The sequence below is a fragment of the Thermoactinomyces mirandus genome, from assembly GCF_013868055.1.
In the GTDB taxonomy this organism is placed as follows: Bacteria; Bacillota; Bacilli; order Thermoactinomycetales; family Thermoactinomycetaceae; genus Thermoactinomyces; species Thermoactinomyces mirandus.
In genome coordinates this window covers 1-21755 of record NZ_JACEOL010000037.1, presented here as the reverse complement: position 1 = coordinate 21755, position 21755 = coordinate 1, and the positions used below count along the sequence as shown (strand labels likewise).

At 44.6% G+C, this 21755-nt stretch carries 21 protein-coding genes; 17 read left to right on the top strand and 4 right to left on the bottom strand.

Annotated elements, in window-relative coordinates; all coding sequences use genetic code 11:
- The 4 genes from H2C83_RS12205 to H2C83_RS12190 form a co-directional block, all read left to right on the top strand.
- A partial coding sequence (locus H2C83_RS12205) for a vWA domain-containing protein (RefSeq protein WP_512700741.1) occupies nt 1-686 on the top strand: 686 nt, incomplete at its 5' end.
- A gap of 1187 nt (nt 687-1873) precedes the next feature.
- Nucleotides 1874-2419 (top strand): TadE/TadG family type IV pilus assembly protein, encoded by a 546-nt coding sequence (locus H2C83_RS12200; protein WP_181741135.1) that lies wholly within the window; start codon nt 1874-1876, stop codon nt 2417-2419.
- A gap of 24 nt (nt 2420-2443) precedes the next feature.
- Nucleotides 2444-2830, top strand: a complete 387-nt coding sequence (locus tag H2C83_RS12195; protein ID WP_181741133.1) for a TadE/TadG family type IV pilus assembly protein — start codon at nt 2444-2446, stop codon at nt 2828-2830.
- 33 nt (nt 2831-2863) lie between these two features.
- Nucleotides 2864-3703 carry a M23 family metallopeptidase gene (locus H2C83_RS12190; protein ID WP_181741131.1) on the top strand — a complete coding sequence of 280 codons (840 nt, stop codon included), beginning with the start codon at nt 2864-2866 and terminating at the stop codon, nt 3701-3703.
- A gap of 197 nt (nt 3704-3900) precedes the next feature.
- Here the strand turns inward: H2C83_RS12190 and H2C83_RS12185 are convergent, their stop codons facing one another.
- The gene (locus H2C83_RS12185; protein ID WP_181741129.1) at nt 3901-5184 is read right to left on the bottom strand and encodes an MFS transporter; all 1284 of its coding nucleotides are present in this window, start codon (nt 5182-5184) and stop codon (nt 3901-3903) included.
- A gap of 207 nt (nt 5185-5391) precedes the next feature.
- Between H2C83_RS12185 and H2C83_RS12180 the strand changes: the two genes are divergently transcribed.
- The 4 genes from H2C83_RS12180 (at nt 5392) to H2C83_RS12165 (ending at nt 9651) form a co-directional block, all read left to right on the top strand.
- A complete protein-coding gene (locus H2C83_RS12180; protein ID WP_181741127.1) occupies nt 5392-6159 on the top strand; it encodes a protein kinase family protein in 768 nt (255 codons plus the stop codon).
- A complete protein-coding gene (locus tag H2C83_RS12175; RefSeq protein ID WP_181741125.1) occupies nt 6152-8146 on the top strand; it encodes a tetratricopeptide repeat protein in 1995 nt (664 codons plus the stop codon). Before H2C83_RS12180 ends, H2C83_RS12175 begins: the two co-directional genes overlap by 8 nt.
- Complete coding sequence (locus H2C83_RS12170; RefSeq protein ID WP_181741123.1) at nt 8130-8324, top strand: hypothetical protein; 195 nt, start codon at nt 8130-8132, stop codon at nt 8322-8324. Before H2C83_RS12175 ends, H2C83_RS12170 begins: the two co-directional genes overlap by 17 nt.
- A 232-nt stretch (nt 8325-8556) precedes the next feature.
- Nucleotides 8557-9651 (top strand): site-2 protease family protein, encoded by a 1095-nt coding sequence (locus H2C83_RS12165; protein WP_181741121.1) that lies wholly within the window; start codon nt 8557-8559, stop codon nt 9649-9651.
- Nucleotides 9652-9766: 115 nt separating this feature from the next.
- Here the strand turns inward: H2C83_RS12165 and H2C83_RS12160 are convergent, their stop codons facing one another.
- The 3 genes from H2C83_RS12160 to H2C83_RS12150 form a co-directional block, all read right to left on the bottom strand.
- Nucleotides 9767-10201: a FixH family protein gene (locus H2C83_RS12160; protein WP_181741119.1), complete on the bottom strand. Its 435-nt coding sequence runs from the start codon at nt 10199-10201 to the stop codon at nt 9767-9769.
- Nucleotides 10202-10271: 70 nt separating this feature from the next.
- Entirely contained in the window at nt 10272-10943 is a 672-nt protein-coding gene (locus H2C83_RS12155; RefSeq protein WP_181741117.1) for a response regulator, read from the bottom strand.
- Nucleotides 10936-11757 (bottom strand): sensor histidine kinase, encoded by an 822-nt coding sequence (locus H2C83_RS12150; protein WP_181741115.1) that lies wholly within the window; start codon nt 11755-11757, stop codon nt 10936-10938. Before H2C83_RS12150 ends, H2C83_RS12155 begins: the two co-directional genes overlap by 8 nt.
- Before the next feature lie 145 nt (nt 11758-11902).
- Here H2C83_RS12150 and H2C83_RS12145 point away from each other — a divergent pair, with 145 nt between their 5' ends.
- The 9 genes from H2C83_RS12145 to pssA all read left to right on the top strand — a co-directional run bounded on the left by H2C83_RS12145 (nt 11903) and on the right by pssA (nt 21591).
- A complete protein-coding gene (locus H2C83_RS12145) occupies nt 11903-12565 on the top strand; it encodes an HAD family hydrolase (RefSeq protein ID WP_181741113.1) in 663 nt (220 codons plus the stop codon).
- 128 nt (nt 12566-12693) lie between these two features.
- A complete protein-coding gene (locus H2C83_RS12140; RefSeq protein WP_181741111.1) occupies nt 12694-13392 on the top strand; it encodes an MgtC/SapB family protein in 699 nt (232 codons plus the stop codon).
- Nucleotides 13393-13545: 153 nt separating this feature from the next.
- Entirely contained in the window at nt 13546-14016 is a 471-nt protein-coding gene (locus H2C83_RS12135; protein WP_181741109.1) for a CtsR family transcriptional regulator, read from the top strand.
- A gap of 6 nt (nt 14017-14022) precedes the next feature.
- Nucleotides 14023-14541 carry a protein-arginine kinase activator protein McsA gene (mcsA, locus tag H2C83_RS12130; RefSeq protein ID WP_181741107.1) on the top strand — a complete coding sequence of 173 codons (519 nt, stop codon included), beginning with the start codon at nt 14023-14025 and terminating at the stop codon, nt 14539-14541.
- Nucleotides 14542-14553: 12 nt separating this feature from the next.
- Complete coding sequence (gene mcsB, locus H2C83_RS12125; RefSeq protein ID WP_181741105.1) at nt 14554-15639, top strand: protein-arginine kinase McsB; 1086 nt, start codon at nt 14554-14556, stop codon at nt 15637-15639.
- A 34-nt stretch (nt 15640-15673) separates the two neighbouring features.
- Nucleotides 15674-18118 carry an ATP-dependent Clp protease ATP-binding subunit gene (locus H2C83_RS12120; protein WP_220184144.1) on the top strand — a complete coding sequence of 815 codons (2445 nt, stop codon included), beginning with the start codon at nt 15674-15676 and terminating at the stop codon, nt 18116-18118.
- Nucleotides 18119-18328: 210 nt separating this feature from the next.
- Nucleotides 18329-19696: a DNA repair protein RadA gene (gene radA, locus H2C83_RS12115; protein WP_181741103.1), complete on the top strand. Its 1368-nt coding sequence runs from the start codon at nt 18329-18331 to the stop codon at nt 19694-19696.
- 51 nt (nt 19697-19747) lie between these two features.
- Nucleotides 19748-20776, top strand: a complete 1029-nt coding sequence (gene disA / locus H2C83_RS12110; protein ID WP_181741137.1) for a DNA integrity scanning diadenylate cyclase DisA — start codon at nt 19748-19750, stop codon at nt 20774-20776.
- A 104-nt stretch (nt 20777-20880) separates the two neighbouring features.
- Nucleotides 20881-21591, top strand: coding sequence for a CDP-diacylglycerol--serine O-phosphatidyltransferase (pssA, locus tag H2C83_RS12105; protein ID WP_181741101.1), 711 nt, complete (start codon nt 20881-20883; stop codon nt 21589-21591).
- Nucleotides 21592-21755: the final 164 nt, after the last annotated feature.

The window sequence follows — 21755 nt, the reverse complement described above, 5'->3', positions numbered from 1 at the left end:
AAATAAAGCCCTATGCAACCAAAGTGGAAGAGATGTTAACAGAAGGGCCTGGTGTGTTTGCGGGGGGGAACTATGACCAGGAAAAATTGGAAGCAGAGTTAATGAAACTGCCCTCCAACTTGACCGGGGAAAAAGCGTATCAGTACCTGGTGCATTATCTGGCAGAGGATTATGAACCGTATGTAAAAAAACTCGATCAGTTTGATACCACATACGAGGCGGGTGCAGGACCGGAAGGAACAGTAAACCAGCCGCCTGAAGCGCAACAGAAAAAGACCAATGTGGTTGTTTTACTGGATGCGAGCGGAAGCATGGTCGGAAGAGTGGATGGTTATACAAAAATGACCTTGGCCAAAAATGCTATCTTGCGTTTTGCCGGATCACTTCCGGAACAGGCCCATGTCAGTTTGAGAGTGTATGGGCATGAAGGCAGCAACCAAAAGAAAGATAAAGAGGTTTCCTGTAAAAGTACGGAACAGGTTTATCCGTTGACTCCATTTAAGCAAGATGGATACCTCCTTCGCTATTTAAGGGTTCACTGGCCCCAGTGGGACACCTCGTATGTTAGCAGGAGGTACTTTTCTTTTTCAAACCCCTTTGTTTTTCAAATACAGGAATGCTCCTTATATAAAACCCCGAAATCAAAAAGATTTTCAGTTTGCAAAAACAATATGTTTAGATCATAAAGTACCTAATCTGGAAGTAAATAATTTTGCTGAAGGTATATCAGTAATCAGAAATCCAGGTTCATCAACTGAAGATAATTCTCAAATGTTAGCAAGAGAATTTTATCAAAACCTTGGTAAACAAGTTGAAGAAGTTGAATAGAACATTATTATTTTTGCCTTAGCTAAGTGAAGCCAAGCCGCTCATTAAAACAGGCGGCTTTTTTAATGAAAGATAAAAAGATTTCATGTTAAAATATTGTAAAAAATATTTTGTAAATTAAATGCTATGATTCCTTTGATAACAAAGGTAAGGAATGATATTGATGATGACTGTTTTCGCAGTTTTTTTGATTGCTTTGGTTATCCTGTTTCTGCTATTTTGTGGGTTTCTTATGTATTTTGCTGTGAAAGACAATTTGAAAAAGATAAAGAGATTTAAGGAGTTTTTAAAGGATGCAGTTTTGATCAAAGCAACAATTTCTGAACTCAAGGAGGTTAAATATAAAACATCTGATGGATATAAGTTATTAGGTTTTTCTGTCAGGCCTGATTACACGCATGTCTTTTGTCCGGTTTTAACATTTGAAACCCCTGAAGGGCATAAACATTGTTGGGATTGTTCCGAGGAACAACATAACGAGGATTTCCTGTATAAAAAAAATTATTTTGTTGATCCACCGATGAGACCATATAAAAAGGTGAAGATCTGGTATAATCCCAAAACAGGAGAAAAGAACTTTTATTATTTGGGAAAAAAACTGAATGCATTTGTTTTATGGATTGTTGTCATCCTGTTTTATCTTTGTCTGATATTTGGTTGATATGCTGCGGTCGGTTTATTAATAGGCGTATGCATGGAGGGAATATGAGACTTCTACGGTTTATGACCCTTATAGAAATATAATCTCAACCAGTTTGAACAATCGCCGCACAGGTTGAAGCCCGTTGGTTATAACCCCAATTGTGCTGGCAATACGGAAAGCGTAAAGGCGGCAGGAAATATGAAAAAGCAGGATCTATTAATTCGATCCGGTCGGGAAAGCTCGGAAACTGATTATGAAGAAATCCGGGGTTTTTGATGGGAAACAATTTTTGGACGGAATGGATTGAAGAATAAACTTAATATTTTAGTAAACTTAAGTTGTATTGAGAAAATTCCGTTTATGCTAAAATATGTTTATATGAAAGATGGTGGGAGGAAAGTTATGCATCACGCAAGAAGGTTACGAAGGCGTGGAAGTGTAACAACCATGTGGGTGGCGTCCCTGCCGGTTTTCATGATTTTTTTTATGTTTCTGGGATCGATGGTGATTGCCTGGATGCAACATGGGGTTGCGCAGAAAGCAGCAGATGCCGGGGGATTGGCGGCTACCAAGAAACTGGATGAAGTTACGGGACAACAGTTGCAAGCACAAATAAGCCAGCTTGCGGGAAACACCTTTAATCCGGTTGAAGCCATTATTGGAACACCGGAATTGAAGCATCTGTTTATTAAAGGGGTGATTCGTTCCAACGAAGAGGCCATCAAAAAAGAAGTCCGGAAATATGTTGAAAAAAACGGGGCAAAACCGAGTAAAATTATTTTTTTTGAAGATGGACGAGTTGTGGTAGAGGCCAAGATCAAATACCAGCCAATGATTTTTCAGGATCAATTCAAAGAGGTTTATGTCAAGGGAGAAGGTTTTGGACCGGTCCGGGATTACGGCAAGTGGTGGCAGCAGGAAAAAAATCCGTATATTATTGAGTTCTGATTGAGGGGATTTGGGGGGAATCCTTTGAGTAAGGATATGACCGGGAGAATAAGAGCGAAGCGAAAAGGATCTGTAACGATTGAATTTATTACAATATTGCCACTCGTCTTTTTTATGTGCTTGTTTGTCTGGCAGTTTTTTGTGGCGGGAATGGCGGTAATGGAGACGCGTACCCTTGTAAGGGATGGAGTTCGGTTGGCGGCGGCAACAAATAATGTAGAAGAGACTGAAAAACAAAGCAAAAAGGCCTTCCCCAATACCGGCAGCTACCATCTTTCCGATTTTGAGGTAAAGATCCTGGAGAAGGACGGACAAGTGCAGGCAACGGCGAAAACGGAAGTGGAGTATGTCTTTTTGCCGCTTCCTCCCTTTACTTATGAGTATTCGGCCAAAGCCCCTTTACTGAGATAGGATGGTCCAAAGAGAGGATGTTGAATAAAGCTTATGGTTAGATGTCCGTGCCTGAAGAGTCGCAAGGGAGCTTCTACAACGGAATTTATCGTTATTTTGCCCTTATTTTTTCTGTTAAGTTTGCTTGTCTGGCAGCTGGTTGTTGCAGGAATGGCGGTGATGGATGTACAGGCAGCCTTACGGGATGCCGTCAAGTTTGCCGCACTGAAAGGGGACGAAGAAAAAGCGGAGGATCAGCTGAAAACGTCTTTTGGACAAAACTCGCGATACTCCTTGAAGCAATACGATATTGATATTGAAGGGGACGAGGTGATTGGAAAAGCGGAAATCGAGATTCCGATCATCTTCACCGACGGGATGTCTCCTATTACTTATGAAACAGATTCCAAAGCACCTGTATTAAAGCAATTTGCTGCTGCGAACGCCATGAGTATGCTTCTTCCCGGGAATGGCCCCGTTTTGGTTCCGGATAAGAAAATCGGGTGTCCGGTGTCTGGATTAAGGTTGACTTCTCCCTTTAATTGGGGGCGTCTGCACCCTGTTTTGGGGCGCATTCGTCCCCATAAAGGAATCGATTTGGGAGGTCCTGCCGGTACACCGATTTATGCCCCGGCGGATGGAACCGTTACTTATGCTGGACCGGCAGGGGGATATGGTCATTTGATCGTGATCAAGCACGATAATGGCTTTACAACCAAATATGGCCATATGTACAGAAACGGAATATTTGTTCGAAACGGACAGAAGGTAAAGCAGGGGGATCCAATTGGCGCCGTTGGCAGTGACGGTTATTCCACAGGACCTCACCTTCATTTTGAAACATGGTATAACGGAACAGTGGTTGATCCGCAAAAAGTGACACCTTGCGGTTAGGGAGGTCCCTGCCGGTTAATTTAAAAATCCATTCCATGGTTATTTTTCGGATCCATGGAATGGATTTTATTGGCCATCGGTCAATTCATAATGGGATATATTATTGCTGGCTGTGTCGGAATTGTCCAACTGATAATGAATTATGTTTCCGGATTGAATAGTTCCGTATTTCCCCGTCATAAAGATTCATAATAATTTCACATTACTAAATGAGAGGTGTCAGCGGCAGCAGATTCAGCCTTTCCTTTAGTCACATCTACTTTGGCAAGCATGATAATTCCTATGACGAAAAACAGGGCCAAAGAGGCAATCCCGGCTCTGCTTGATCCCATCCATTGTCCGACAAGGCCGAATACGGCTGGCCCCAGAATGGCGGCAAACTTGCCGGATAAACTGTAAAAACTGAAGAACTCGGCATTTCGTTTTAGCGGGATCAGGCGGCTGTAAATCGAGCGGCTAAGGGCCTGGCTTCCCCCCTGGACAAACCCGACCATGATTGCGAGCAGATAAAAATGAATCGATGTTGTCATAAAATAACCGAGAATGACAATAATCAGGTAAATGATTAAAGTGAATATTAGAGTTGGTTTTGCTTCCCATTTGGATGCAATTTTTCCGAATAACAATGTACAGGGGATTCCTACAAACTGGGTAATCAGCAAGGCGGCGATAAGGTCTGTCTGGCCAATACCGATTTCAACCCCATAAATGGTTGCCATCTTAATAATCGTGTTGATGCCGTCACTGAAAAACCAGAAAGCAATCAGGAACTTCAGGAGTTCGGGATATTTCCCGATGCTTTTCAAAGTATGAATGACGCTGTGAATTCCCCTTTGTGTCAACTGCTTGGGGGAGGCATGACGGGGTTGGCGTTTCTTTTCCTGAACATGGCGGAAAAGCGGCATGGAAAAAACCCACCACCAGATTGCTACTGTCAAAAAGGCGATTTGGGTTGCCTGGACTTTGGTAAATGAAAAAAAATTGTGAAACTGGATCAGACACAAATCCAGTGCCAGTAATATACCTCCGCCAATATATCCAAAGGCAAACCCTCGCGAGGAAATGCGGTCCCGTTCATGTTCGGGAACGATATCGCTCAGGAAAGCATCATAAAACGTGTTGGCTCCTGAAAAAGCGAGCGTTCCCAGAATAACCAGCAGAGAAGCCCACAACCATTCTCCTTCATCAATTGTAAACATGCACGTTGTAGCCATGACCCCAAGGATTGTAAAGAAGCGGAGAAACCTTTTTTTGCCGTTAATGGAATCGGCAATCGCTCCGAGAACAGGAGAAAAGAGGACGACCAGCATCAGTGAAAGGGATTGCGTGTAGCCCCAATAAGCTGTTGAAGTGGTGGAGTCCAGGTGTTTTCCGGCTACTTCAGAATAAAAAATGGGCATGACGGCAGCCATGATAATTGTTGCGTAAGCAGAGTTTGCCCAGTCATACATGACCCAGCTGTGAATCGCTTTCTTGTTCATGAGAATCCCCTTTCCAAGGACAGTCTCTTTTATTTTATCACAGGGAAAAATGGTAAGTGAAAGAATTATGAACGATAAGTGGCACTGGCTGTACTGCATGTACAAGTTCTACTCTCTTTTTCGCAATCGTGATAGAATGAAGCGTAGAAAATTAAAATCGGGTGCATGATCATCAATATGTGAATGTGAAAGGGGGGCGACTGGCGGTTGAAGGAAGTCCGGGAAGGCGAGTGGATTAAAGCAAAATATCGGGTAATAAAAAGATTTCCTTTTGTAATCGGGACATTGTATTATACCGAATATCATCTCGGTCAAGAGGTACATACCAGATTTGTTCATGCACTTGATCTTCATCTTTCAGGCAAAAATTTAAATTTCCGTTCTTTACTGGAGCGGGATGACCAGGTGTTCTTTCCAATCAGCGAGGTTCTTGTCGATGAGGACAGAGAATTGTTATTTCAGGTATTTCGCCATCTGGAAGGAACGCTTTTGGCTCATTATCTGGGAAAGCATGCGCCTCTCTCTTTAAAGGAGGCGATCGAGTTCGGGCGCAAGACAGTCCGGCACTTGCTGCGGCTTTATGATGTCGGCCAGTTCACCCTGGTTCATCCCCAAAACATGGTGCTTACATCAGCCCGGTCCTTGCGGTTTTTATATGGAGGGGAGAGAGGGGCGTTGCCAAAAGGCCTGGCCGGATCAGGTGGAGAAAACACCCGCGTTAACCAGATGTACGATTCCTATACTGTGGGCGTTTTCCTGTATCAGATGTTAACCGGGAAAAATCCCATGGCACAGGGACTTACCATTCCTTCAGTTTCCTGCTACCGTAATGATTGTCCTTTCGAATTGGATCAGTTTGTGCTCAGATTGCTCTCTTTAGATATAAACAAACGGCCCGGGGTTGAAGAAATGGCCGACTTTTTCGACTGGATGACGGAACGTCTAGAAAGAAGGTTGGGAGAGAAAAATGAGTGAGTTTAAAAAGAAAGGTGAATCGATCCAGGGGAAATATGAGGTTTTAAGTGTTTTTCCTTTTGTTGAAGGGGTTTTATATTATACAGCGTTAAAAAAAGAGGGCGAGGAAGTGTCTACTCGGTTTATTCACGCTGTAACGCTGGAAAACAAGCCCCGGGAAAGTGAATTAAATGAATTGAAAAAGCGGAATAGTGAAGTATTTTTTCCGATTTCGGACGTATTTATGGAAGGAAATATTTTGTACCAGGTGTTTGAACGGATGGAAGGAGATTTGCTGGGCGTTTATTTGATACGGTCTGCCCCGCTTCCCATGGATGAAGTCGCCAGATTCCTCAAGAATATTACGAGCCATCTCCTGCAATGTTATGACGATGAACAGTTTGCCCTGGTCGATCCCCAAAACATGGTCATTCATTCCGAAGGAAATATCCGCTTTCTGTATGGAGGTCCCGACCGGCTATTCGGATTTTATCGCAGAGAAACAGAAGATGTAAAGAAATTGGCCCAGCTTTTGTATTTTATGTTGACGAAAAAACAGATTGATGAGAAAACCTCGCAATTTGAACCTGTCCGTTCGACCCGGCCGGACATGTCTTTGGAACTGGAAAGTCTTTTGAAGCGAGCTTTATCCAATGATGCGATCAAGCGTCCGCGGATTCAGGATTTCTGGAAATGGGCTCACAATTATCATGTCAAAAAACCAAAGCTCCTGGGTGGGAAAACGGACGGAAAGATTGTCGCCAAGCCAACCGCCGTTACTTCAGAAGGTGAGTTTAAGGCACCGGTGACCATGACGAAAAAAACAACGGCCACTCACAAAGTGATAAATCCGCCTGGCAAGGGGAAAAAGATCAATATCTCACTTCCATCCATGAACCGAAAGACATGGATCAGAATCGGGGGAGCTGTGGCTGCCGTTCTCCTGGTCATGTTGGTATTCCAGTTTTTCGGGGACTCCACCAAAGATACGTTGGCTGGTGTTATTGATCCGACGATTGAAGAAGATCCGCAACAAGCTTTTAACTATTTCCGCCAATCCTCGGTCGCCTATGAACAGAAACAATTGGATCAGGCCATACTCTTTGGGCGGAAAGCTTTAAGCGCTGATCTGGAGAAAAAGGAGTATTTTCAGCATTTGGCCAATCTGTACGGCTTAAAGCAGGATTACAAGACCGGTCTGCAGGTTCTGACCGCTGCCGTGGATAAGTTTCCTGAAGAAGGGGATCTGTACGATTCGTTATCGGTTTTTGCCTACTACCTGAAAGATTATGACCTGGCAAAAGAAGCTTCTGATCAAGCAGTTTCATTGCGGAAAGATGAAGCCGGTTATTATTATCATAATGGAAAAATCTATGGGGCGTTAAAAAATTACGATCAGGCAGTGAGGTCGTTGCAGTTTGCCACTTACCTGAGCAAAAGGAATGCCAGGTATCATCATGATCTGGCTATTTATCTGTTTAAACAGGGGAAAATTGACGAAGCGATTGACTATGCAAAAAGTGCTGCCAAATATGCTGAAAGCTCAGAGGAAGAATATTATGTCACATTGGGTGTTCTTTACCTGAAGAAATGGGAACAGTTGTACAACGACCAAAACCTGAATCAAAAAGAGAAAAAAGAAGAATTGGCCCGTTATGCCAAATATGCCTACCGGGCATTTAATGATGCGGTAGATGAAGAATATAAATATCCGAGGGCCCAGTATTATCGGTCAATGGCTTACTATCTGTACGGTTATTTTATCTCTGCCAATCAAACAGCGGAGAAAGCAGCCAAATATGATCCTGCCAATCCGGTTTATCATTATCAGTTAGGGCTTACCTATATGGGACTTGAAGATAAGGAAAGAGCCTTGCAGGCTTTTGAACGGGCTTATCAATTGAATCCCAATCAAACGCTGTACCAGGATGCGATCAAAAAGGCACAGCAAATGAAAACAACGCCGAAGAAGAAGGAGGTAAAGCCGGAAGATGAGAACGCCAAATAAAAAACGCTGGGTGGCGATCGCCCTTTTATCAGGCATATTGAGCGGATCTGTTTGGATATTCGGTTCAGCCCAGGCTACCGGTGACCCAATCATTGTTCGAACTCCCAAATTGCAAATGGAGTTGGAAAAAATAGATAAAGACCCTTTACCACTTAATATACAGGTAGAAAGAAGATAATCAGGACCTGTCATGTGGATGGACCGGTTGGCTTGCTGCCGGGAAATCCACTATTTTTTTAAAAGCTTTGATATAATAGGGAGAGATGCCAACATTTCATTAGGTTTTAAATAAATTTAGTCAACTATGGATTGCGGGAGACATTAAAGAAGAAAATATTCATCATTCAAGCATATACAAATTGCCAAACGGTAACAGATAAAAGAAGGAAATTGTTAAGGAGGCTCTGTGAGTGGAGCAGGAACATTCCAAAAAACCGAAACATCGAATCACTTCCAGGCTGGGCTGGCTTGGTGTACTCTTAATTGGAATAGGCAGCAAGTTAAAAGCGCTGTTGCCCTTGTTGAAATTTGGCAAATTCGGCGGGACCTTGCTCACCATGGCCATTTCGATTTGGGGATATGCTCTGCTTTTCCCCTTTCACTTCGCTGTCGGACTGGTAGTGATGATTTTTATTCATGAAATGGGGCATGTGCTGGCTGCAAGGATGAAGGGACTGCCCGTCTCCGCGCCGGCGTTTATCCCTTTTGTGGGCGCCTTGATAACCATGAAAAAGCAGCCCAGTGATGCTGCGACAGAAGCGTTTGTCGCTCTTGGCGGCCCGTTATTGGGGACGGCTGGGGCAATCGCATCATATGGCCTCGGAGTCTGGCTGGATCAGGAACTTTTGGTGATGATTGCCTATCTCGGACTGTTTATCAATTTGTTTAATCTAATCCCCATTCACCCATTGGACGGAGGGCGGATTGTAGTGGCGATCACCCGCTGGCTATGGGTAGTGGGACTTATTGCAGGATTCGTTCTGATCATTTATTTGCGGAGCATTCTGCTGATATTGATTTACATTTTATTTGTCTTTGATTTATGGGCTACTTATGGAAAAAAGAAATCCAAAAAGAAAGAGTTTGTTATTGAAACCAAAGTAAAGAAAGAGCGTTTTGAAGAAGCAGGTTTGTGGATTCCGGGAGAAAACCATCAGCGGTCTCTTCCGTTTCGCCAGTACTGTTTTTTAGACACTCAGAAGGAAATGGCCGAAGTGGCATATCCCGGGATTGGTACGATTTTGCAGTTTGAGATGCCTGGCCAGATTCACGAGATCTATCTGGTACGGACCATTCCACCGTCATGGGAAGAACCGGATGTTCGCATGGTATTGAAAGGAGCCTATTCTCCGATTCGCATAGGCGGCATGCAAAGTGATGAAAAATATTACAGTGTCTCCCCGAAATTGAGATGGGCATTTGGCATAGCTTATGTGGGACTGGCGGTTTTGATCGGTTACATGATGATTCATATTGGCGGATTGGCGATGATGAATTCATATTAAAAAAGGGAGTCCGGCCCGGACTCCCTTTTTTATATTGGCCATTTTAGCATCCAGTTTTTTCTGTTTTGAATGATTGGAAAATTACTTTAAACAGCCTGCTTTTGTTGCCCAGGGATTATTGAGATTCGCCAATGAGCACTGAACCATTGATCATTTGGTGAATGCCGGGTGCTGTAACATGAACAATCACATGATATTGCCCATCTTGCGGAAAGTTTTTTGTTGCGACATAAATTCCGTTTGCCTGATGACTGGCTTTGATCATTTCATGTTGTTCCCCCTGTTTCCATACCTCATATTCCACTTGGGCATTCTCTACCGGATCTTTCTCTGCGGTAATCACTGATTTCAGTTCAACGGGCTGATTTTTACCGGGATGGTCAGGTGAAGATTGAAAAGTGATGTCCAGCTGGGTTGAGGCAGGTGTATGATTATGATGATGAGTTTCTGGAGCCGGATCGTGTTGTTCTGCTGCAGGTTCAGTGGGAGAACAGGCGACAGCTGGCATTAAAATCAGGGACAGGCAGAGAAATATGTAAATGCGCTTCATTTGGCAACTCCCTTCTGCAAACTTTCTTGGTCAGATTTATTTTTCATTGTAGCAAACCGATATCTGAAAGCTATCCCTCTTTCGAATCATCTTTCAATTCGCTCTCCATTAATCCATTTTCGTATGCATAACGGGTCAATTGAACCCGATTGTTTAAATGAAGCTTTTGCATAATATTTTTCAAATGGTTTTTGACGGTATATTCAGAGATCAGACATTGTTTGGCAATTTCCTTGTTGCTCAATCCCTGGGTAACCCACGTCAAAATTTCCTGCTCCCGTGAGGTCAGGTTGGTTTTGCATGGCGGAGCAGGTGGCGTATTGAATTCATGCAGGATCCGGCGGGCGATTTCTTTGGGCATCGGTGTTTCATCTGCGGCAATGGCTTGCAAATACTCCAGCCATAAGGAGGGTTTCAGATTTTTTAACAGATAACCCTGGGCTCCCTGTTTTAATGCATCAAATAAATCGGAGGCATCATCAGAAACCGTAACGATCACAATTTTAATATAGGGGAACTTTTCTTTAATCAGGCGGGTTGCTGTAAAACCATTGATAACTGGCATGTTGATATCCATTAAAATCATGTCAGGCATCAGCTCTTCTGTCAGGCGGATCACTTCTTTTCCGTTTGTCGCTTCTCCGACAATTTCAAAACGTGGATCTTTTTCAACGATCATGCGTATGGCCTGGCGGGCATGCTGATGGTCATCTCCAATCAAAATCCGATAAAGATCATTCACGATGATCTCCTCCTTTTTCGATGGATACGATGGTTTTACCGGATTGGCGCCTGAGCTGCAGACGGGCTCCAATACTTTTTGCACGTTCCTGCATAATGCGAAGTCCGTAGCGATCTGGATGTGAAAAGATATTTCCGTCAAATCCAATCCCATCATCTTCGACGGTACATTTCCATCCCGTGTCAGTGGGGATCAGGCTGATCGACACTTTGCCAGCCTTTGCGTGTTTGCGAATATTGGTGAATGCTTCCTGCAGACAGGCAAATAACTCCACTTTTTCTTTTAAATTCAGTTCTTCCAATTGGAGATGGGCAGTAACATCAATACCGGTGTCAATTTCGAATTCTCCAATTAAATGTAATATTTTGTCTTTTGTGAGAAAAAGGGAATTGCCATCAGAGGTTTTCAGATTCGTAATCGCTTGCCGGACATCATCATGCAACTGGCGTAAATGCTGGTTGATCCGGTTTAGTGATGGGTCGTCATATTTTGTCTGCAGCGCGTCCAGTTCAACAGAACACAAAAACAATGTCTGGGCCATCCCATCATGCAGTTCCCGGGCAATTCGTTCTCTTTCCTGCAACACGGCATTTTCTGCCCGTTCCTTTTTCAAGTCTTCCTGCATTTTTTCATAAATAAGAAATAAATGGACGAGCAACGTCAAAGTGATGGCAAGGACGATGACAGGAGTAAGCCAATTGCCAAGTTCCATCGAAATAAACGGCAATAAATATTCGTGCCGAATATATTCCCAAAGCCCAACAGAGATAGTCGGAATTGTTAAAATTAACCATTTGATCTGTTTGTAAGTCACAAGCATCCCTCCACATCGCTCCTATGAATTACTTTACATCGAAAAGAGAAGAAAGAAAATATGGGTGTAACAACTGTTGTACCTTCCCTTTTTTTAGTAGAATGGAAAAAGTTATAACAAAAGTTGAGAGAAAGAAGGGTCAGCTTTGAAAGCAATCATTTTTGATTTGGACGGTACGTTACTCCAAACTGAAAAAGTAGGAGTTCCTGCTTATCGGGAAACTTTTCTTGAATTGAAAAAGTCAGGAGAATTTCGGGGGGAAATTCCCGACGATGAGGAAATTCGTTCTGTTTTTGGCTTAACGCATGAGCAACTGTGGGACAAATTGCTTCCCGATGCATGTGCCGGGTTGAAAGATAAGGCCAACCGATTAATGCTGGAAAAGGAACTGGCATTGTTTCATAAAGGGATGGGACAGGTGTATTCCCAGGTAAAGGAAACCCTGATGAAGTTGCATGATGATGGATGGCCACTGTTTATCGCCAGTAACGGGGTTGGTGATTATGCGAATACTGCTTTGGAAACTGAAGGATTATTTTTTTTATTTAAGGGAATTTATACTTCAGGAGATTATAACACGAGAGATAAAACCGAGCTCGTACAACGATGCAAAGAGGAACATGACATTACCGGCGGATATATGGTAGGAGACCGCAGTTCGGATATAAAAGCCGGCAAGGAAAACGGAATGTTTACCATCGGATGCCGGTATGACGGATTTCCGCGCTTTGGAAAAGAGGATGAACTGTCTGAAGCCGATAGGATCATTCATTCGTTCGGGGATTTGCTACAATTAATCGAAAAATAGATAGCATAAAACTAACAGGATAGATTGTGGTAAGGTTTCCAACTTTTTGCTTTTGGAGTAAGGAGAAAATGAAGTAAAAAGGAAGGAAACCTTTTTTGTCGAGCATGATATGAGAGGGAGGTTGAAATATGGCAGAAAGTGTATGGACAGCTTCTTATCTGGAAGTGACTTTTCGCCTGTTTATGGCTGCAATGTTGGGGGGACTGGTCGGCTGGGAGCGTGAGCGGAATAACCATCCTGCCGGTTTTCGCACGCATATTTTGGTCAGTCTGGGATCTGCATTAATTATGCTGATATCGATTTATGGTTTTGCGGAGTATATGGATGAAATTAATGTGCGTTTTGACCCGTCGCGCCTCAGTGCGCAGGTCGTGAGCGGGATCGGCTTTTTGGGTGCAGGGACAATTATGCGTCACCGTGCATCCGTAACCGGCTTGACGACGGCCGCTTCTTTATGGGTGGTATCGGGAATCGGACTGGCCGTAGGAGCTGGCTTCATGTTTGGGGCATTACTGTCTACCATTTTGGTTCTGGTCAGCCTGGAACTGTTAAATCGCCTGGAAAGTGTGTGGATCAAAAAGAAGCATTTATATATTTTTCATATTATTGTTGCTGATGAACCCGGAAAATTGGGGGAATTGGCTTCATTGATCGCCAGGTTTGGCGGGAAAATCAGAAAAGTGAACATGGAAGAACAGGAAGAGGAGGAGGGAGAGAAAACATTGGAAATCTCTTTTACCGTCCGATTGCCCGATCAAATTTTCATTCCGCACCTGATAGAGGAAATGAGGCTGCTAAATGGAGTCCGCTCTGTCAGCTCTGACTGATAAAAGACGAAAAACTGCTTCCAGACATATGAAATGGTACATTTTGGTTTAAACTAAAAAAAGGAGACAAGAGGACTTGGCAAAATATGAATTTTTTCTTATAATAAAAACGAAAAGGTCAAAGTTAGTCAAAGTCAGCAGGGGGTTGTCCGAATGAGTAGTATTTCGGACATAATTGAACGTTATTTGAAAAAAATACTTAATGAGAGCAAAAATGGCATTGTTGAGATCAAGCGAAGTGAACTGGCTGAGATTTTTCAGTGTGTCCCCTCCCAAATCAATTATGTAATCAGTACAAGGTTTACGGTTGAAAAAGGGTACATTGTGGAAAGCAAGCGGGGAGGAGGCGGATTTATCCGGATTCAGAAAGTACGTTACAAGAACCGGCATGATATCTTTGAAAAAATGTTAGCCAATATCGGTGATGCAACGACTCAATTGACTGCTGAGCATGTCCTTGCCTGGCTGTTTGAGGAGGAATTGATCACAGAGCGTGAAGCGCTGCTGATGAAACGCTTGATTTCACGCGAAACGTTGCAGTTGCCCATTCCGCTCCGCGACCCCATGCGGGCGAGGATGATGAGAATTTTGATTACTACATTATTTTCATGTAAAGGAGAGTGACGGCCGATGCTCTGTCCTGAGTGTGGAAAACGGCCGGCAACCATTCATTATACGAAGATTGTCAACGGAAAGAAATCTGAATTTCATTTGTGTGAAGTTTGTGCACAGGAAAAAGGAGAGCAGTTGCCCTGGTTTGAAAGCGGCTTTTCCTTTCACCAGTTGCTGTCGGGGTTGTTAAACTTTGACACTTCTGCCTCGGGGGCACCCGAATCTTATGAAATGCATACGCTCCGTTGTCCAACATGCGGGCTTACCTATACCCAGTTCAGCAAAATAGGCCGGTTTGGATGCGGTGACTGTTATGATACATTTCGCAATCGTCTGGAGCCGCTCTTGCGGAGAGTGCATGGCCATTCAACGCATGACGGCAAGATTCCGACGCGTGCCAAAGGCGAGTTGAAACTGCAGAAAAAAATTGAACAGTTGCGCGAAGAACTCGCGCGAAAAGTGGAAGCAGAAGAGTTTGAAGAAGCAGCTCGTCTGCGTGACCAAATCCGTGATTTGCAGGATCGACTTGATAGTTAGGGAGGAAGTTTCATGTCGCTTGAACATTTCATGAAACGAGCTATAAGTGAATGGATGAGGGTCAAAGGTCCCGAATCGGATGTGGTGTTCAGTAGCCGGATACGGGTTGCACGCAACCTGGCAGGATTTCCTTTTCCCATGTTAAGCACCGCATCCCAGTCTGAAGAAGTGGTAAGACAGGTAGAACAGGCATATAAACAGGATCAGGGGAAATATTCTTTCTTAAACGGCGCCGAATTGATCCGGATGAAAGATTTGTCTGATCTTGGAAAAAGAGCATTGGTGGAAAAACACTTGATTAGTCCGATGCTGGCTGAAGAATCCAGATATGGAGCAGTTCTTCTGAACAATGACGAATCAGTCAGCATTATGATTAATGAAGAAGATCATATACGTATTCAGGTCCTGTTTCCGGGATTGCAGTTAAAGAAGGCTTGGGAACTGGCTGACCAAATTGATGACTGGCTGGAAAGCCATCTCACGTTTGCATTTGATGAACAGCAATACGGATATTTAACCAGCTGTCCAACAAATGTCGGGACAGGGATTCGCGCGTCTGCAATGGTCCATTTGCCGGCGCTCTCCATGACCCAGCAGCTGAACCGGTTGTTGCCGGCCATTACCCAGGTGGGTCTTGCTGTCCGTGGCATCTACGGGGAAGGTTCTGAGACCCTGGGGCAGTTGTACCAGGTGTCCAATCAGGTTACGATGGGACTGAAGGAGATAGAGATTTTGCAAAATCTGCAAGGAGTTGTCCGGCAAATGATCGAACATGAGCATAGAGCCAGAAGACGACTCCAGGAAGTATCCATGGTCCAGCTGGAGGACAGGGTTCACCGCTCTTACGGGATTCTGGCCCATTCGCGCATTATCGATTCCAAAGAGGCGATGAACCGCCTTTCCGACGTTCGCCTGGGAATTGATCTGGGTTTGATTCATGGAGTTTCCGCAAATGTAATGAATGAATTAATGGTAATGACACAACCAGCCTTTTTGCAACAATACGCTGGACAGCGCTTGAACGCCGAACAGCGGGATATTCGCAGGGCTCGTTTGATTCGCGAGCGCCTGGCGATGGAAAACAAGACTGACCAATGATCAGCTCATATGAATAAAGCGAGGTGTATGCTTAATGATGTTTGGCCGATTTACCGAGAGAGCACAGAAGGTATTGGTTCTTGCCCAGGAAGAAGCTGTCCGGCTTGGGCATCCCAATATTGGTACTGAACATATCCTGCTCGGACTTGTCCGCGAAGGGGAAGGAATTGCCGCCAAAGCCCTCATTGCCCTGGGGCTTGGAATGGATAAAATCCAAAAAGAAGTGGAAAACCTGATTGGTCGCGGACAAGGCTTGCCGGCTAATATCGCCTATACTCCCCGTGCCAAAAAAGTGATTGAACTTTCGATGGATGAAGCGCGTAAGCTGGGTCACACCTATGTTGGTACCGAACATATTTTGCTCGGGTTGATTCGAGAAGGAGAAGGCGTGGCTGCACGAGTGCTCAACAATCTGGATATCAGCCTGAACAAGGCACGTCAGCAAGTATTGCAGCTGCTTGGAAGCAGCGAATCGCTTTCGCCTCATTCCGGAACTCACAATCATGTAAACACACCGACTCTTGACAGTTTGGCCAGGGATCTGACTGCAGCTGCCCATGATGGAAAACTGGATCCGGTAATCGGGCGCAGCAAAGAGATTGAACGTGTAATTCAGGTATTATCGCGCCGGACAAAAAACAATCCGGTTCTGATCGGTGAACCGGGTGTCGGAAAAACGGCAGTGGCTGAAGGATTGGCCCAACATATCATCGATGGAGAGATTCCTGAGACATTGCGTGGTAAACGGGTGATGACCCTTGATATGGGCACAGTGGTTGCCGGTACAAAATACCGCGGTGAATTTGAAGACCGGCTGAAAAAAATCATGGATGAAATCCGCCAGGCAGGCAATATTATTCTGTTCATTGACGAATTGCATACATTGATCGGTGCCGGTGGTGCCGAAGGGGCGATTGATGCTTCCAACATTCTGAAACCCGCACTTGCCCGGGGAGAATTGCAGTGCATTGGCGCTACAACCCTGGATGAGTACCGGAAATATATTGAGAAAGATGCTGCTTTGGAGCGCCGTTTCCAACCCATATTGGTGGATGAACCAAGCAAGGAAGAAGCGATTCAGATTCTTGAAGGTTTAAGGGACAGGTATGAGGCACATCACCGGGTAAAAATTACCGATGAGGCGATTGAACAGGCAGTAAAATTGTCTGACCGGTATATTACCGACAGGTATTTGCCTGACAAAGCCATTGACCTGATTGACGAAGCAGCGTCAAAAGTGCGCCTGAAATCATATATGGTACCGCCTGAACTGAAAAAATTAGAGCAAAAACTGGAAGAAATCAAAAAGGAAAAAGATGCGGCCGTACAAAGCCAGGAGTTCGAAAAAGCTGCGTCGTTAAGGGATTCAGAGCAGAAATTGCGTGAGGAAATTGAAATTAACCGAAATTCGTGGAAACATGATCAAGGAAAGACGGATTCCGAAGTTACTGTGGAAGACATTGCTGATGTTGTATCCAACTGGACCGGGATTCCGGTCAAAAAACTGGCCCAGGAAGAATCGGAACGTTTGTTGAATATGGAGTCCATCTTGCATAATCGGGTAATTGGGCAAAGCGAAGCGGTACGTTCTGTTTCCCGGGCGATTCGCCGGGCCCGTGCCGGTCTGAAAGATCCAAAAAGGCCAATCGGTTCTTTCATCTTCCTGGGACCGACCGGGGTCGGGAAAACGGAGTTGGCCCGGGCATTGGCAGAAGCGATATTTGGTGATGAAGATGCGATGATCCGGATTGACATGTCGGAGTATATGGAAAAACATGCAACCAGCCGTCTTGTCGGTTCGCCGCCAGGGTATGTCGGTTACGAAGAAGGTGGACAATTAACTGAAAAAGTGCGTCGCAAACCTTATTCGGTTGTTCTCTTTGATGAAATTGAGAAAGCACACCCTGAAGTATTCAATATCCTGTTGCAAGTTTTGGAAGACGGACGTCTGACCGACGGAAAAGGGCGGGTTGTTGATTTCCGCAACACAATCATTATCATGACATCCAACGTGGGTGCTTCCACGATCAGGAAAACATCACGCCTTGGTTTTACGATCGGCGATCGAACGGAAGATGATTACGAAAACATGAAGCAAAATGTGATGGATGAACTGAAGAAAACTTTCCGGCCGGAGTTTTTGAACCGGATTGATGATGTGATTGTGTTCCACTCGCTGAAAGAGGAACACTTGCAAGAAATTGTATCGCTGATGGTCAATGATTTGCGTAAACGGCTGAGTGAACAGGGGATTGACTTCAGATTGACGGATGAAGCGAAAAAGCATCTTGCCAAAGAAGGATTTGATCCAAGCTACGGAGCACGTCCGTTGCGCCGGGCAATCCAGAAAAATATTGAAGACCGGTTGTCGGAAGAATTGCTGCGTGGAAATATTACCCGGGGAAATTCGGTAATCATTGATGTAAAAGACGGCAAATTGGTTGTGGAAAAAGAAGATACCAAATCGGCGACACAATAATAATGCCAACACCCAGTCGTTCGTCCAGGCTGGGTGTTTTTTGAATTTCCAGAAACAGGTAAAATCGCCCTTGAAAAGGGAAAAAATTCCTTAATAGTGGCCAAGATAGTGAGTGGAGATGTTGCCGGAAAAATCGCCACAGATATTTTGTCGGCATATTTGCTATAATGAGTGAAGGAAAATTGATTCCAATTAAGTAGGGGACAAGTCGTGGCTAGAAAAAAAACGAAATTTGTTTGTCAAGATTGTGGTTATGAATCTCCCAAGTGGATGGGGCGATGCCCAGGATGCCAAAATTGGAATACCATGATGGAGGAACTTGGCAGTACAACAATTCCCGGTACCGGATTCTCAAGAAAATTGAAACGGGAAAAGGCGACTCCGATTACTCAGGTGGAGAAACTGGAACAGCCTCGTTCAGATACCGGGATCAGGGAATTGAACCGGGTGCTGGGTGGAGGATTGGTACCAGGTTCTCTTATTTTAGTAGGCGGGGATCCCGGGATCGGGAAGTCTACGCTGTTGTTGCAAGCGACCCACGAACTGGCAAAAAGGGGACTTCCTGTTTTATATGTGTCAGGCGAAGAGTCTGCCCAACAGATTCGGTTGCGGGCTGATCGGCTGGAGGCGTTAAGCGATCGCCTGCTGGTGGTATCGGAGACCGATTTGACAGCGGTCGAATTGCTGATGGATGAAGTCAGGCCTATGGTAATGGTGATTGATTCAATTCAGACCATGTTTCATCCTGATGTCGGTTCCGCCCCGGGAAGCGTTGCCCAGGTTCGGGAATGTACCGGCCAGTTGATGCGCTGGGCCAAACAGCAGAATGTAGCCATTATTATTGTCGGCCATGTAACGAAATCAGGAGCTCTTGCCGGACCGCGCATGCTCGAGCATATGGTGGACTGTGTCTTGTATTTTGAGGGAGAGAGGCACCATACGTACCGCGTTTTGCGTGCGGTGAAAAACCGTTTTGGATCCACAAATGAAATTGGTGTCTTTGAAATGAAGGAAGGAGGGTTGATCGAGGTAAACAATCCATCAGAACTGTTTTTGTCAGGGCGCCCTGTGGGTGCGCCAGGGACAGCGGTGACGGCAAGCATGGAAGGAACTCGCCCTGTTTTGGTTGAATTGCAGGCGCTGGTAGCTCCAACCAGTTTTGCGACTCCAAAACGGATGGCCACGGGGATTGACCATAACCGGGTTACAATGATTATGGCTGTTCTGGAAAAGAGACTGGGGTTTTTCTTGCAAAATTATGATGCTTATATCAATGTTGTCGGTGGCGTTCGCATTGACGAACCGGCAGTTGATTTAAGCGTGGCTGTAAGCCTGGCCTCCAGTTTTAAGGATGTGTCCACTTCTCCTTTTGACCTGTTTATAGGAGAAGTGGGACTTACCGGAGAAGTGCGTGGGGTTTCCCGGATTGAACAACGGGTAACCGAAGCACATAATATGGGTTTCAGGCGTATTATACTTCCAGAAAAGAATTGTAAAGGCTGGCTCCCCCCGAAGGAGATGGAACTGGTTGGGGTCAAATCGTTGGAAGAAGTTTTAGAAGTTGCGTTGGGAGGGTAGTGAGTGAAAGACGAAGGTCTTAACAATTACGGAAGCAGCAATATCATACAAATGATCGCTCCGGGTACGCCTTTGCGGGAAGGATTGGATAATGTCGTAGGCGCCAAGACAGGAGCACTGATTGTGATTGGCTATGACGAGGGTGTTCGTCAAATCGTGGATGGCGGTTTTTACATTGATTGCCCTTTTACTCCTGCACATCTGTATGAATTGGCCAAAATGGACGGAGCGATTATTCTCAGTAACGATAGGAAAAGAATCTTGTTTGCTAATGCACAATTGGTTCCCGATTCCTCGATCCCTTCCACAGAAACAGGTATCCGACATCGTACGGCACAGCGAACGGCAAGGCAAACCGGAAAGCTGGTCGTCTCTATTTCCCAACGGAGAAATATCATTACTTTGTACAAAGGGAATTTTCGTTATGCGCTTAAGGATATTGGCGTAATTTTAACCAAGGCAAACCAGGCGGTTCAGACACTGGAAAAATACAAGTCCGTTTTGGATCAGACAACCACCAACCTGACCGCCATGGAATTTGAGGAGTTGGTAACTTTAAGTGAAGTGGCTCTGGTCCTTCAGCGTGTAGAAATGGTGCTCAGAATCAAACGGGAAATAGAAAGATATATTCATGAGTTGGGTACAGAAGGTCGACTGGTCAGTATGCAGCTGGATGAATTGGTCTCTGACACGGAAGAAGAGGCTGAACTTCTCATTGAGGATTATTGTGTAAATCCCGATGTATCTCCGAAAGTTGTTTTTCAGGAGCTTCAAAAACTGTCTGCGGATGACCTGCTGAAACATTCAAATCTGATTCGTCTTTTGGGATATCCTTCTTCAATTGACATTCATGAAGAGGCAGTGCTGCCACGTGGTTACCGTATACTTCATAAAATTCCGCGCCTCCCGAGTATTGTGATTCAGAAACTGGTGGAACGCTTTGAAAATTTATCGCGGATCATGGTTGCGACCATTGATGAACTTGACGAGGTAGAAGGGATTGGAAATGTACGTGCCAGAATGATTAAAGAGGGATTGAAACGGGTTCAGGAACAAGTATTTATTGACAGACATATTTAAATCACCTAGACTAAAACAAAACTATGTCTTAAAATTTTAAAGGACATGGAATTGGCGGAGAAGATGGAATCCGTTTAGGTATATCAAATTTAGGAGGGTTCCCTATGTTTGCCAAAGTATTGCCCAGTTGTTTTACAATTGGGAATTTATTTCTCGGTATTATAGCCATTATCCTGGCATTTCAAAACTCATGGGAATATGCTGCCATCATGGTGATTATTGGGATGCTGCTGGATGGTCTTGACGGTCGTGTTGCTCGCATGCTGAACACGCAAAGCGAATTCGGGAAAGAGTTGGACTCATTATCCGATGTAATTACTTTTGGCGTTGCCCCTGCAGTGATCATGTATATATCCTCATTTCAACATATGGGAATAGAAGGCTGGCTGGCTACGGCAATTTTCCCGATTTGCGGCGCATTGCGGCTGGCCCGGTTCAATGTCCAGCCTGGAGTGCCGGGATATTTTATTGGATTGCCAATTACTGCAGCAGGTGGGATCCTTGCGACGATGGCCTTGTATAACAAGCATGTTCCAAGCGCCTATATCCTGATGGCTGCCACGCTGTTTCTCTCCTTTTTGATGGTCAGCCAGATTAAGTATCCAACCTTCAAGAAAGTTGGCATTCCGAAGTCTGCAATTTGGGTTGCTCCTCTCTTCTTGATTGTGATCGCCTTTTCGGCTGTGAAGTATCCGCAGGAACTGCCCAAAGTGTTGTTTATTCCTTTGGTTCTTTATGCCTTGTATGGAGTAAAGAAGGCGTTTGATCTGAAAAGGGAAGAAGAAAGTGAAGAAGCGGTTGAAGAGTGGAAGTAAATAAAAAAACAACCCTGAAATCCAGGGTTGTGAGGCTGTTGACAAAAGAAGGTCAACAGCCTTTTTTGTTGAATTAAAATATAAAAGCATCCCGAAGGAAGGTTTTACTATGTTCAGAACGAACACATCCAGAGAATTTCAACGAGAAACCGTCAACATAGAGG

What these genes read in the sequence shown, in the direction of transcription:
- mcsB (WP_181741105.1), top strand. Translation starts at nt 14,554, where the DNA reads ATGTCGCTTGAACATTTCATGAAACGAGCTATAAGTGAATGGATGAGG.
- H2C83_RS12190 (WP_181741131.1), top strand. Translation starts at nt 2,864, where the DNA reads ATGGTTAGATGTCCGTGCCTGAAGAGTCGCAAGGGAGCTTCTACAACG.
- H2C83_RS12160 (WP_181741119.1), bottom strand. Translation starts at nt 10,201, where the DNA reads ATGAAGCGCATTTACATATTTCTCTGCCTGTCCCTGATTTTAATGCCA.
- pssA (WP_181741101.1), top strand. Translation starts at nt 20,881, where the DNA reads ATGTTTGCCAAAGTATTGCCCAGTTGTTTTACAATTGGGAATTTATTT.
- H2C83_RS12140 (WP_181741111.1), top strand. Translation starts at nt 12,694, where the DNA reads ATGGCAGAAAGTGTATGGACAGCTTCTTATCTGGAAGTGACTTTTCGC.
- H2C83_RS12175 (WP_181741125.1), top strand. Translation starts at nt 6,152, where the DNA reads ATGAGTGAGTTTAAAAAGAAAGGTGAATCGATCCAGGGGAAATATGAG.
- disA (WP_181741137.1), top strand. Translation starts at nt 19,748, where the DNA reads ATGATCGCTCCGGGTACGCCTTTGCGGGAAGGATTGGATAATGTCGTA.
- H2C83_RS12170 (WP_181741123.1), top strand. Translation starts at nt 8,130, where the DNA reads ATGAGAACGCCAAATAAAAAACGCTGGGTGGCGATCGCCCTTTTATCA.
- H2C83_RS12135 (WP_181741109.1), top strand. Translation starts at nt 13,546, where the DNA reads ATGAGTAGTATTTCGGACATAATTGAACGTTATTTGAAAAAAATACTT.
- mcsA (WP_181741107.1), top strand. Translation starts at nt 14,023, where the DNA reads ATGCTCTGTCCTGAGTGTGGAAAACGGCCGGCAACCATTCATTATACG.
- H2C83_RS12185 (WP_181741129.1), bottom strand. Translation starts at nt 5,184, where the DNA reads ATGAACAAGAAAGCGATTCACAGCTGGGTCATGTATGACTGGGCAAAC.
- H2C83_RS12120 (WP_220184144.1), top strand. Translation starts at nt 15,674, where the DNA reads ATGATGTTTGGCCGATTTACCGAGAGAGCACAGAAGGTATTGGTTCTT.
- H2C83_RS12200 (WP_181741135.1), top strand. Translation starts at nt 1,874, where the DNA reads ATGCATCACGCAAGAAGGTTACGAAGGCGTGGAAGTGTAACAACCATG.